Annotated in this window: 10 protein-coding genes; 3 read left to right on the top strand and 7 right to left on the bottom strand. The window is 35.1% G+C overall.

All coding sequences use genetic code 11. The features are described 5' to 3' along the window. Positions 1–5: 5 nt before the first annotated feature. The gene (locus tag H8R22_RS04290; protein WP_225875975.1) at positions 6–2,054 is read left to right on the top strand and encodes a M16 family metallopeptidase; all 2,049 of its coding nucleotides are present in this window, start codon (positions 6–8) and stop codon (positions 2,052–2,054) included. Positions 2,055–2,142: 88 nt separating this feature from the next. Here H8R22_RS04290 and H8R22_RS04285 read toward each other — a convergent pair whose 3' ends face one another. The 5 genes from H8R22_RS04285 to mutY all read right to left on the bottom strand — a co-directional run bounded on the left by H8R22_RS04285 (position 2,143) and on the right by mutY (position 6,504). Continuing rightward, positions 2,143–3,009 (bottom strand): DMT family transporter, encoded by an 867-nt coding sequence (locus H8R22_RS04285; protein WP_187008768.1) that lies wholly within the window; start codon positions 3,007–3,009, stop codon positions 2,143–2,145. Between the two features lie 75 nt (positions 3,010–3,084). Beyond that, positions 3,085–3,666, bottom strand: a complete 582-nt coding sequence (gene gldD / locus H8R22_RS04280) for a gliding motility lipoprotein GldD (RefSeq protein WP_187008769.1) — start codon at positions 3,664–3,666, stop codon at positions 3,085–3,087. Next, a complete protein-coding gene (locus H8R22_RS04275) occupies positions 3,659–4,957 on the bottom strand; it encodes a gliding motility-associated protein GldE (RefSeq protein ID WP_187008770.1) in 1,299 nt (432 codons plus the stop codon). Before H8R22_RS04275 ends, gldD begins: the two co-directional genes overlap by 8 nt. A 23-nt stretch (positions 4,958–4,980) precedes the next feature. After that, positions 4,981–5,421, bottom strand: coding sequence for a single-stranded DNA-binding protein (locus H8R22_RS04270; RefSeq protein ID WP_187008771.1), 441 nt, complete (start codon positions 5,419–5,421; stop codon positions 4,981–4,983). Positions 5,422–5,469: 48 nt separating this feature from the next. After that, positions 5,470–6,504, bottom strand: a complete 1,035-nt coding sequence (mutY, locus tag H8R22_RS04265) for an A/G-specific adenine glycosylase (RefSeq protein ID WP_187008772.1) — start codon at positions 6,502–6,504, stop codon at positions 5,470–5,472. Between the two features lie 133 nt (positions 6,505–6,637). On the opposite strand from mutY, the gene H8R22_RS04260 reads away from it, so the two are divergent. Both H8R22_RS04260 and H8R22_RS04255 read left to right on the top strand, forming a co-directional pair. Further along, positions 6,638–6,928 carry an HU family DNA-binding protein gene (locus H8R22_RS04260; protein WP_066080765.1) on the top strand — a complete coding sequence of 97 codons (291 nt, stop codon included), beginning with the start codon at positions 6,638–6,640 and terminating at the stop codon, positions 6,926–6,928. A 385-nt stretch (positions 6,929–7,313) separates the two neighbouring features. Further along, the gene (locus H8R22_RS04255) at positions 7,314–8,858 is read left to right on the top strand and encodes an Rne/Rng family ribonuclease (protein WP_187008773.1); all 1,545 of its coding nucleotides are present in this window, start codon (positions 7,314–7,316) and stop codon (positions 8,856–8,858) included. Positions 8,859–9,106: 248 nt separating this feature from the next. Here H8R22_RS04255 and H8R22_RS04250 read toward each other — a convergent pair whose 3' ends face one another. After that, on the bottom strand, positions 9,107–10,273 hold the full coding sequence (locus H8R22_RS04250) for an MFS transporter (RefSeq protein WP_187008774.1): 1,167 nt from the start codon (positions 10,271–10,273) through the stop codon (positions 9,107–9,109). A gap of 141 nt (positions 10,274–10,414) precedes the next feature. Further along, positions 10,415–12,790: a penicillin-binding protein 1C gene (gene pbpC / locus H8R22_RS04245; RefSeq protein ID WP_187008775.1), complete on the bottom strand. Its 2,376-nt coding sequence runs from the start codon at positions 12,788–12,790 to the stop codon at positions 10,415–10,417. Positions 12,791–12,817: the final 27 nt, after the last annotated feature.

The raw sequence follows: 12,817 nt of genomic DNA, 5'->3' as shown, positions 1-12,817 counted from the left end.
AGATCATGAAAAAAACAATTTATATATTATCCAGTCTATTATTGACTATCGTTATGCAAGGACAAGTAATTCCGCAACCACAATCAACGTCAGTACCTTCTATCAAAATTGGTAAGTCTACTAATTTTGAATTGAAAAACGGACTTAAAATAATGGTTGTTGAAAACCATAAATTACCAAGAGTATCGTACAGCCTTAGCTTAGACAATATGCCTTACGCTGAGGGAGACATCAAAGGTGTGGCTGACATTACTAGTCAACTTATAGGAAGCGGAACTGCAAAAACATCTAAAAGTGCTTTTAACGAAGAAGTTGACTTTTTAGGTGCTAATATCTATTTTAGCTCTAACGGAGCCGCAGCTAGCGGACTATCTAAATATTCAGATAAGATACTAGCTTTAATGGCAGATGGTGCACTGAACACTATTTTTACCCAAGAAGAGTTCGATAAAACAAAAGCAAAACTTATCGAAGGAATAAAATCACAAGAAAAGAGCGTTCCTGCAGTTGCCGGAAGAGTCGTTAATGCTTTATCTTTTGGTAAAAATCATCCATCAGGAGAATACCTAACTGCAGAAAGTGTTTCTAAGGTTACCTTGCAAGATGCAGTTAAAAACTACAAGACAAACTTTGTACCTGGCAATGCTTACCTAGTAATTGTAGGTGACGTAAAAACTAATGATGTAAAAAAACTGGTAACCAAACTTTTTGGTTCATGGGAAAAAGCATCAGCACCAACGCCTACTTATCAAGATCCTAAAAACGTAACGCAAACTCAAATTAACTTTGTTGATATGCCTAACGCTGTGCAATCAGAAATTGCTCTTGTAAATACGGTTAATTTAAAAATCACTGATAAGCAATATTTTGCTACGATATTAGCAAACCAAATTCTTGGTGGTGGTGGTGAAGGAAGGTTATTTTTGAACTTACGTGAAAAACACGGATGGACATATGGATCTTACTCAGACATTGGATTTGGTAAATATGTGCAAAAATTTAGTTCTACCGCTTCAGTTAGAAATGCAGTTACAGATAGTTCAGTTGTTGAAATACTGAACGAATTAAAAAGAATGAGAACAGAGTTAGTTTCGACTGAAGATCTAAAAAATGCAAAAGCAAAATACATCGGAAACTTTGTAATGCAGGTTCAAAAACCAACGACAATCGCTCGTTATGCTTTGAACACGCAAACACAAGACCTACCAGCTGATTTCTACGAAAACTACATTAAAAACATCAATGCAGTAACTGTAGAAGACATCAAGGAAGTAGCGAATCGTTTTTTCTTAGCTGATAATACACGAATTGTTATCGCAGGTAAGGGATCAGAAGTGGCGGCAAGCTTAGAAAAATTAAAAATCCCTATGTACTACTTTGACACCTACGGAAACCCGGTAGAAAAACCAGTTTTTAAGAAAGAAGTAGCAGCAGGCGTAACCGCTAAAACAGTTATCGACAACTACATCACAGCAATAGGCGGTCTAAAAGCGGTACAAGCAGTAAAAACTATCTCAATGGTAGGACAAACAGTTATCCCACAAGCTCCATCTCCATTAACTTACACATCTAAAGTAGACACGAAAGGAAAATTGAACATAGAACTTGCTATGGGTCCAATGAGTATAATGAAACAAGTACTTAACGAAACAGGAGGCTATATTGTTCAACAAGGACAACGCATGGATCTCACTGGAGAGCCATTAGCTGAAATGAAGAAAAGTACTATTTTATTTGAAGAAACTACTTTAGCTAGTAAACCTGGAGTGACTCTTGACGGAATAGAGACTATCAACGGTAAGGAGGCTTATGTTATCAAAAATGATAAAACAACCCTATACTATGAAGTAGCTACGGGTTTAAAGATTGCTGAAACTAAAACTATGGAACAAGCAGGTAAATCAGTTACACAAACAACAACACTAGGAGACTACAGAGCCGTTAAAGGTGTAAAAGTACCGTATAATATGATTCAAAATGTAGGTTTTGAATTAGACATCAAAATTAATGAAGTGAAAATTAATGAAGGAGTAACAGAGGCTGACTTTAAATAGTCTTCGATCTACCCAATAAAAAATGGCTGTCAGTTTATCACTGACAGCCATTTTTATTTATATCATAACCCAATATACCCTTGAGCAACTATTTTTTTGCAGACAAATACACACCCACCAAAATAATCAATGCTCCAAAGAACTGAACCGATGTCAGCATTTCGCTATCTAACAATCCCCAAAAAAAGGCCACCACTGGAATTAAATAGGTAACTGAAGTCGCGAAAACAGGAGAGGAAATTTGAATTAATTTAAAGAACAATATATTTGCTATACCGGTCCCAACCACACCCAAAATCATAATAAACAGAATAGATTCCTGTGCTTGTTGCACCTCAATAACATCGGCAAAACCAGTAGAGAACAAAATTAATAATGATGGAAATAACAAAAACAAAAAGTTTCCAGTAGAAATACTCAACGGAGACAAGTCATGCAAATAACGTTTTATGAGGTTCACATTAATTGCATAGCAAATCGCAGCTATGATCACTAGTATTGCATAGTAATAATTTTGATTAGGATGATTCATAGCTCCATTAAAAACCAATAGTAAGCTACCACAAAGACCAATTAAAACACCCCACATTTGCCTGCGTTGAAATTGTACCCCAAAAAAAACAGCTCCAAGCACTAAGGTATTTAAAGGAGTTAGGGAATTTAAAATAGCCGTTACTGAACTATCTAATTCCGTCTCAGCAATAGCAAAAAGAAAGGCGGGAACAAAAGTACCAAAAATAGAGGTCAAGGCGATAAATTTCCATTTGTTCTTTGGAATTTTCGATAAACTCTTAAAGCCGATTAAAAGCAAAAAGAAAGCAGCAAATACAATACGCAGCGAACCCACCTGAAGAGCTGTTAATCCTATTAACCCTTTTTTAATTAAAATAAAAGAGCTTCCCCATATTAAAGAAAGCACTAATAAATAACCCCATTTTATTTGTTTGGATTCCATTAATTCATTTTTTTGTCAAAATTGAATCATTTTTATGGAATATGTTTCATTTTTTTAAGAAAAGTTAAAGCAGTATTACTTCCATTTTAAAGTTTCTAGCAAACGCTGCATGTCATTTTTAATGTAACTCGCTGCAGGCATAATTGAATCAAAGTTGGGCTTTGCATAGAAGTAAACAGTCCCTTGAACAAAATGTTTGGTACTATCAGTAGCATAAAATTGAGAGTTAGTAGCCGCATTACCATTTACTTGATAAAACATTCCGTATACCTTTTTATCGGGATTTAAGTATGGTTGTTCTAGAATATCATCTGCTTTAATAACATGTTTGTACGTCAATGTTTGGGCATCCTTTAACAAGGCATTGATATCATTATTTACAGGCTGATAATTCAAGTAAATCGTAGCCTTCATTTTGGGATACGTTATAGTGAAACCACAATCCTTTTCTGCTTTAATAATAGCATCTGCGTTCATCTCAAAAGTAAACGGACAGTTATTCTCAAAATCAGCATATTTAGCTATAGGATAATCTAGCCTAAGATAACTAGATGGTTTAGGAAGCACATCATCTTTGCAGCTGCTTGCAGACAATAAACCCACAAACCCTACAATTACAATTAAAATGCGATTATTGCTTTTTTTAAAATTAAACATCAAGAGTAACTTTTATTTGTTTGATTCGCTTTTTATCGACTACCTCGACGGTAAATAAACAATTAGCAAAACTTATTTTTTGTCCCTTAGCAGGAAAATTTCCCGAAATCTCTAGAATAAATCCGGCTAACGTTTCGGCTTCTCCCTTTCTTTCTTCAAATACATCTTCATCAACATCAACCACTCTGTAAAAATCCCTTAGATTGACTTTCCCTTCAAACAAGAAATTTTTATCGTCGATTTGAGAAAAATTAATATCCTCATCATCAAATTCATCACTAATATCACCTACTATTTCCTCGATAACATCCTCAAGAGAGACTAATCCTGAAGTACCTCCGTATTCATCTACAACAACTGCTAGGTGGCTTTTCATGCCCTGAAAATCCTTCAACAAATTATCTAACTTTTTATTCTCAGGTACAAAGAAGGGCTCTCTTATTAAAGTGACCCAATCAAAATCATCCTTATTTAGGTGAGGTAATAAGTCTTTTACGAATAATATCCCTTCAATTTGATCTATATTATCACGATAGACTGGAATTCTTGAATATCCTTTTTCTATAATTTTAATATAAATCTCTGCAAAAGTCTCCGTTATTTCTAGTCCAAAAACATCAATTCTAGGACTCATCACCTGCTTAGTATCTGTGTTTCCAAAAGAAACAATTCCTTCTAGTATTTTTTGTTCTTCACTTGACGTATCATCGGATGATGTTAATTCTAAGGCTTGAGAAAGCTGATCAACAGAGAAATTTGTTTTTTGCTTCCCTAATTTATTGTGTAAATAGACCGTAGAATTTCGCATCGGAATACTAATTGGAGACAAAACACTATCTAAAATAGAAATAGGCAAAGCAACAAAACTTGCAAATTTCAGATTATTTCTACTAGCATATACCTTAGGTAAAACTTCTCCAAAAAGTAACAATAAAAAAGTAACTACAATAACTTCTAAAATAAATTTTAAAACAGGTGATGTAATTGCCGCAAAAAGACCGCCTCCAATAAAAGAAAACAAGATTACAACGCCAATATTGATGAAATTATTTGCAACTAATAAAGTAGCCAGAAGTTTTTTAGGCTTACTTAAAAGACCAGAGAGAATCTTCCCTGTAGTTGCATTTGTTTGCATAGATTCATCAAGATCCTTTTGCGAAAGCGAAAACATGGCTACCTCCGCACCAGATACTACTGCTGAGCAAAAAAGCAATAGCATTATTCCGGCAATACCAAACACTAGATCAAGGTCTATAGTGTATGCAAAATTTAAACTGGGCTCTGGGTCCAAATTAAAAAAGATTAGTTAAACAATCAAAACGGCAAATCATTGATTGGCAAGCCATTATTTTGTGGGTCAAAGTTAGTGTTTTTTGGCGATTCAGGACTTAGAATTTGTTTGTTGTTTTCATTGCCTTTTTTGGTCGACAAAAACGTAAACTCGGTTACCTGAATTTCTGATGTATGCTTTACCGTACCGTCCTCGGTTTGCCACTGACGCGACCTGATACGACCTTCTACATAAATCTTATCTCCTTTACTTAAATATTTCTCACACATCTCGGCAGCCTTATTGCGTACTACTAAGTTGTGCCACTCTGTAGAAGTGATTTTTTCATTCGTTGTTTTATTGACATACACTTCATTTGTGGCCAACTGAAAACGACCAATGCAATTTCCTGCATCAAAATAATGCATTTTAACTTCGTCACCTAAGTGACCTATAAGCATAACTTTATTTAAGGTTCCGTTCATTACATATTGTGGTATTTAATCAAAGATACATTTTTTTTAAAATGACTTCTACTGCTTTTCAATAAAATTATGAATCACAATAGGAAACGGAAATGTTTTAAGTTGAGACACACTTACACCCTGCTCAAGCGCTGTACCTAGATTCACTTTCCAGAACTTGATATACAAATGCTGATGCGATAACTTATGAATGATACTTACAGCATTACACGCTTCAATACTCAACACATCTGCAACCGCAAAAAACTCAGTTGTAATTTTGGTCGAAATAAAATCAAAATCTTCCTCTTTCTCAGTTTCTATCAAGGGAAACTCATATAAGTTGTGCCAAATACCCTTGTCTGTTCTTTTTCGAATAATTGTTCTATCATCTGCATCAGCGACTACAATATAATTAAAGTAGCGGCTGCGCACTTTTACCTTTTTAGACTTTACCGGTAACTGATCTACTTTCTTTTTTTGCAAGGCAGCACAGCTTGTATTAAAAATACATATGGTACAGTCTGGACTTTTAGGAACGCATTGCAACGCACCAAACTCCATAATAGCTTGATTGAATGTTGCAGGATTGTCCTTTGGCATCAATTCATGAGCTAGTGCTGCAAATTCTTTTTTGGCAGAAGCCAAAGCAATATCTGTCTCAACATCAAAATAACGCGATAGCACTCTAAACACATTCCCATCTACCACCGGAACTACTTCATTATAGGAGAAAGAAGCAATTGCAGCGGCAGTGTATTCACCTACCCCTTTTAGATTAAGTAGCTCTTTGTAACTTTTAGGAAATACTCCGTTCAGGTCAAAAGCTATATGTTGTGCTGTTTTATGTAGGTTACGTGCCCTTGAATAATACCCCAAACCTTGCCATAATTTCAAGACTTGTTCCTCATCGGCTTTAGCCAAATCAAAAACAGTAGGAAAAGCGCTTGTAAAAGATAAAAAATAAGGCGTACCTTGCACTACTCTCGTCTGTTGTAACATGATTTCTGAGAGCCAAATTGGGTAAGGATCAGTAGTATTGCGCCACGGTAAATTGCGCTTATTTTGTAAATACCACTGAATAAGAACATTAGAAAATTTCACAGTTAATTATTTGTTTGCAAAAGTAAAAGTTTATGTGATTAAAATTTAATGAATTAGCTTGAATAATTGTTTTTTAAATTCCTATATTTGCAAACTCAAAAAAATTATTACAATATAATAAATAAGGAAGAAAATGACGAAAGCAGATATCGTAGCAAAAATTTCAGAAAAATTAGGTCTTGAAAAGGGTGATGTTCAAGCAACAGTAGAGACTTTTATGAATGAAGTTAAAAATTCATTAGAGACTGGAGACAATGTATATTTAAGAGGTTTTGGAAGTTTCATCGTGAAAACAAGAGCTGAAAAAACAGGTAGAAATATTTCTAAAAATACAACTATCAAAATTCCTGCTCACAACATTCCTGCTTTCAAACCTGCAAAAGTTTTTGTAGAAGGAGTAAAAACAAATAACGAAGCAAAATAATATTATTAATCATAAAATCTAAACGATTATGCCAAGTGGTAAAAAAAGAAAGAGACATAAGGTAGCTACGCACAAAAGAAAAAAAAGAGCGAGAGCTAACCGTCACAAAAAGAAAAAGTAGTTTTTAACTACTTTTTTCTTTTTAAACGTAAACGTTCATTGAAATTGAAAATTAGCATACAGTCCGCAGACATTAGTTATCATCATTTTGATAACTATTTATTGCAAACAGCCAGCTAGTTTTCTCCGGGTACAATACCTGTTAAATTATTGTTTAATCCATCCTTACAGCCAGTTAGGAGTTAGGAGTTATTAGTTAAGAGTTGCAAGACTTTTGACCTTCGACTTTCAACTTTCGACTTAAAGTCAGGATAAAAATTTACAAATGAATAAAGAATTAATCATTAGATCTAGTTCTGATTTCGTAGATTTTGCCTTATTAAAAGATGGAAAACTAATTGAATTACACAAGGAAGAAGAAAAAAGCAATTTTCAAGTAGGTGATATTTTTATCGCTAAAATACGAAAACCAGTTGCTGGACTTAATGCTGCTTTTGTAAATGTAGGCTTCGAAAAAGATGCCTTTTTACATTATCACGATCTAGGTCCTAATTTAACTTCCCAGTTGAAATTCATAAAACTTGTAAGCGCAGGTAAAATAAAAGATTTCTCCCTAAAAAACTTTCAGTTTGAAAAAGAGATAGACAAAGATGGAACCATTACTGAGGTAATAAACGCCAATCAATCTATCTTAGTGCAAGTAGTAAAAGAACCAATATCAACCAAAGGGCCAAGAATTAGCGCTGAGCTTTCTCTAGCAGGTAGGTTTATTGTTTTAGTTCCTTTCTCTGATCGCGTTTCTATTTCTCAAAAAATAGAGGATCGTAAAGAAAAAGACCGACTTAAAAAACTTGTACAATCCATCAAACCAAAAGGATTTGGTGTTATTGTTCGTACAGTAGCCGAAGGCAAAAATACAGCCGAATTAGAAAAAGATTTGCAGAACCTGCTTAGCAGATGGACTGCAATGTGTAAAAAATTACCAACTGCTCATCATCCGTCAAAAATTTTAGGAGAACTCAACAGAGCTTCTTCTATTTTAAGAGACGTATTTAATGATACTTTTACGAGTATTCAAATCGATGATGAAGAGTTGTACAACCAAACAAAGGATTACCTGCAAGAAATTGCACCATCCAAACAATCAATTGTTAAGTTTTATCAATCAAACGATACACCTATTTTTGAGAAGTACAACATAGAGAGACAAATCAAAACTTCTTTTGGAAAAACAGTGTCCATGAGTAAAGGGGCTTATCTTATTATCGAACATACTGAAGCTTTGCACGTCATAGACGTAAACAGCGGAAACCGTTCTAATAAAGCCACTAACCAAGAGGATACAGCCATGGAAGTAAATATGATTGCCGCTGCCGAAATCGCTAGACAATTGCGTCTACGAGATATGGGCGGAATAATTGTAGTTGATTTTATCGACCTGTCGAATCCCGAAAATCGTAAAGTCTTGTATGAATTCCTTCGGGAAGAAATGAGTGACGATAAGGCAAAACACAAAATCTTACCTCCTAGCAAATTTGGATTAGTCCAAATCACGCGACAAAGAGTAAGACCAGAAAGAAATATTAAAACCAGAGAAGAAGATCCAAACGATGTAAATGGCGAAATTGAAGCGCCAATACTTATTATCGACAAAATCATATCTGATCTAGAAAGAGTATTAAAAAATCACAAAAAAGTGGTACTTAATGTACATCCTTTTGTGGCCGCATACCTTACCAAAGGTTTTCCATCATTACGTTCAAAATGGTTTCTTGAACATAAAAAATGGGTGAAAATTATACCTCGTGATGCTTACACGTATTTAGAATATCATTTCTTTGACAAACAAGGGAATGCTATAAAGGACTAAACATAAAACCGCTTTTCGCAAGATTAGCGGTTTTTTTGTGTTTTGTCGTTACATTTTGAGTTCCTTTTTTAGGAGCTATTTCCAGCTATCCGCAACAATCTTTAATCCCTAAAGATCGGGATTAAAGGATTTTCACTGCTATCTGGGCTAAAAAAAAGAGCTATGAATTCACATCACAACTCTATTAAATCATCTCCTACCCTTTAAAAATAAAAAGTACCGCTAATAAAAAGTACTATTATAATTATTTAATTAGTTTGCAAACCTACTAATCTACGTTTTCTTTGTATAAAGAATACTGTAATTAAAGCACCACTCAACGCCATGGCAACACCTACTAAATTGGGAGTAGCGTAGTTCAAACCAGCTACTAATGGCAATCCTCCTAAAAAAGCGCCTAAAGCATTACCCACATTAAACGCAGCTTGAATTGCTGCCGAAGCAATCATCTCAGAGCCAACAGCCGTTTTTATCATCAACATTTGAATAGGCGCACCTATAGAAAATGAAATACAACCTGTCATAAACACTAACAATAAACTCATATATTGATTAGACGAAAACAAATAAACCAACACTAGATCAACCGAAAGCAATAACAAAATCGCAATTATAGTCATCTCCGGCGAAAATCGATCGGTTAACTTCCCTCCTATTAAATTCCCAATCACCATCCCTAATCCCGCCAAAACCAAAATATAAGAAACATCAGAAGGGGAGAACTTAGAAATATTGGTTAGCAACGGAGCGATATAACTAATCCAGCAAAACAAACCTCCTGTACCTATAGCTGTAATTAAAATAACCAACCAAGCATCTGGTTTTTTAAATACCTGCAACTGACTTTTTACTGTTTCTTTGGCTCTAGCCTCTACATTTGGCATCCAAAAATAAAGAGCCGCTATCGTTAACAGTCCTATAAAAGCAATGATGATAAATGTATAACGCCAAGCAAAATGATGACCTATGTAAGTCCCAATAGGCACTCCAGCCAGATTTGCTACTGTTAAACCTGAAAACATTATAGATATAGCTTGCGCTTCTTTCCCTTTATCTGCTAGACGTGTTGCTACTACAGCACCCACACCAAAAAAGGCTCCGTGAGGTAATCCTGAAAGCAAACGAGAGAGCAACAAGAAATTATAAGAGGGCGCAATAATAGACAAGGAGTTAAAAATAGTGAGCATTACTGCTAATAGCAACAAAATCTTTTTTGGTGGAGCATTACGAGCAATAATTACAATCAAAGGCGCTCCTATCACAACACCTAATGCATAAGCTGATATTAAATACCCTGCCACCGGAATCGAAACTTTCAAATCTGATGCTATATCTGGCAAAAGCCCCATCATTACAAACTCGGTTATTCCTATTGTCAAACCGCCCAACAGGAGCGATAGTAAACTTTTTTTCATTTAAATATTTTAATCATTGGCATGTAAAGCCTATTTTATAAAATAGCAATCTCAGGCTTTGTTCTATTTTGCAAATTTAGAAATAAACAAAACCATAATCAGTGCAAATCACTTATAAAATCAGAATAAATACCATCCAAATTATTCGCGTACAATCTCTATTTTCCTCCTAATTTCATTACCATCCTCATCGGCAACGGTGATATAATGAAAACCAGAAGCTGGTTCGATAGGCATTTCATGAAAGGTTTTTGTAACCCCCTTATACACATTATCAACATACCAAAACAGTCGTGCTTCACTTTGTGAATGTGCTACTTTTAAAATTACAGGTTGGATTTTACTATTAAAATCTTTGGTTAAATATATTTTACTATTAGCCTTCGGATAGATAAAATCCATCGAGCCTGTTAGGTTCGCACTGCAATCACCTCTAAAAGGCGGCAATGTTTGATAAGCTATGTGATGGCTTTTGTAATACCACTCCATAACCGGAGGCAAGACAAACCAGTTTTTCACAACTATATTCTCAACGCTTTCACAATTACTGTTCACCCTAAATTGACCTGTTTTATCTACGTGAATCATCTTGTGGTAAGGACAAATTGCAGTTGAACTCCCTTTTAAGGAAACCAACTGACTAATTTTTGGACAATTTTCTTGTGCGAGATAACCGCTTAGCGAGCAAACATCTACTTCTTTTAAATCTTTATAAGGGGTAGCAAACCATTTTTTTCTTGGCAACAAATTAAATACATCAAATAAAATAGGTGCAGCGCTAGTAACTCCGGTTAAAGTTGGTCGACCCTCTCCAGTTGCATTCCCTACCCAAACACCCACAACATATTTAGAATTGGTTCCTATTGCCCAAGCATCTCTATTACCAAAACTCGTTCCTGTTTTCCAAGCAATTTTTAAAGCGCTATCATAAAACTCCCAAGCTTCATCGCCTTCAGGACGGCCTACTTGCTCCATGGCATTATAGGTTAGCCAAATAGAACCTGCTCCTAAGATGGTTTTTTGATCACTTTGATCTCCAAAATCTACTTTGTAATCCTGATGAATATTTAACTCAGCAAACTCATTGGTTCGATACTTTCCTTTGGTTTTATTGAAATAATTTACTGTCGAAGACAAACCTGCATACGTTCTACACAAATCCCATAAATTGCTTTCGGCACCACCTAAAATTAATGACAAACCATAATGGTCTGGCGGCTTAGAGATATCCCTCAACTTAAACTTTTGCAATTCTTCATAAAACTTATTTACTCCAAAATCTTGTAGCATCAAAACGGCAGGAATATTCAAAGACCGCGACAATGCACGATGAGCTGGAACAGCACCATCAAAAGTAAGATTGTAATTCTGGGGGGCATAACCGGATATTTGTGTGGGTATATCGGGGACTAGGGTATTGGGCAGTAGCTCTCCATCATCCATCATCGCGGCGTACAATAAAGGTTTCAAAATACTACCCGTGCTTCTAGGAGCATCAATAATATCGACATCTTTTTGATGGTTTCTATCCGTTGGTGCATTCCCAACATAGCTTATCACATTTCTATTCGTAATATCAATTACTATAATAGCTAAATTATTAACCTCATTCTGTTTGTATTGATTGTGATAGTATTTTGCAATTTGGTTCACCCTATTTTGCAGTTCCACTTCAATAGTTGTTTTTACAAGTTCTCCTTCTTGGCTTTTAACTACTTTTTGTAAAAGGTGCGGCGCAATTTGTGGTAAATCATACGGTTTTTGAGGCAATGGCTCCGCTATAGAAAGGGCATAGGTTTGACTGTCTATCACGCCTTCTGTTTGTAATTTCAATAAAAGGCGATCTCTTTTTAAACGCAATTTTTGTTGATTTTTACCAGGATAAATTAAGCTAGGAGCATTAGGCAAGACTGCTAATGTAGCACTTTGAGCCCATGATAATTGATGCGATTGTACGCCAAAATATCGCCAAGAAGCCATCTCGAGTCCAACAACATTTCCTCCAAAAGGAGCGTGAGCAGCATATAAATTAAGTATTCCGTCTTTAGAATACCCCAACTCCAATCGTGTAGAGAGAAGTACTTCTATTCCTTTTTCAAAATAAGTTCTCCCTTTTCCCTTTCTAGACAAACGAATTACTTGTTGTGTAAGCGTACTTCCCCCGCGAACTACTTTTCCTGCTGCTCTATTTTGCTTGATCGCATTAAACATAGCAATGGGATTAAATCCTGGGTGCTGATAAAAATATTCGTCTTCAAAATAAACAATACACTTTTTAAATTTATCAGGAACGCTGTCTTGCTCTGGAAATCGCCACTGGCCGTCCCTTGCTATTTTGGCGCCAAGCAAAATACCTTCTTTACTTTCAATAACCGTTGAATAAGGTTCTTGAAACAAAATTCCAGACAATGAAAAAAAATAAACCACCAATAGTATAAAAGCTATTGATGATTTGATTTTATTGTTTTTAATCCAATTTGTAATGCGTTTAATTAACACAATTAATTTCTTCTTCAAGATATTTTCATTAAAACACCCAACAGT

Source organism: Flavobacterium kayseriense, assembly GCF_014305095.1.
GTDB lineage: Bacteria > Bacteroidota > Bacteroidia > Flavobacteriales > Flavobacteriaceae > Flavobacterium > Flavobacterium kayseriense.
The sequence above is the reverse complement of the archived record's forward strand: the minus strand, read 5'-3'. Positions and strand labels throughout refer to the sequence as shown.

What these genes read in the sequence shown, in the direction of transcription:
- H8R22_RS04255 (WP_187008773.1), top strand. Translation starts at nt 7,314, where the DNA reads ATGAATAAAGAATTAATCATTAGATCTAGTTCTGATTTCGTAGATTTT.
- H8R22_RS04290 (WP_225875975.1), top strand. Translation starts at nt 6, where the DNA reads ATGAAAAAAACAATTTATATATTATCCAGTCTATTATTGACTATCGTT.
- H8R22_RS04285 (WP_187008768.1), bottom strand. Translation starts at nt 3,009, where the DNA reads ATGGAATCCAAACAAATAAAATGGGGTTATTTATTAGTGCTTTCTTTA.
- H8R22_RS04270 (WP_187008771.1), bottom strand. Translation starts at nt 5,421, where the DNA reads ATGAACGGAACCTTAAATAAAGTTATGCTTATAGGTCACTTAGGTGAC.
- H8R22_RS04260 (WP_066080765.1), top strand. Translation starts at nt 6,638, where the DNA reads ATGACGAAAGCAGATATCGTAGCAAAAATTTCAGAAAAATTAGGTCTT.
- gldD (WP_187008769.1), bottom strand. Translation starts at nt 3,666, where the DNA reads ATGTTTAATTTTAAAAAAAGCAATAATCGCATTTTAATTGTAATTGTA.
- H8R22_RS04250 (WP_187008774.1), bottom strand. Translation starts at nt 10,273, where the DNA reads ATGAAAAAAAGTTTACTATCGCTCCTGTTGGGCGGTTTGACAATAGGA.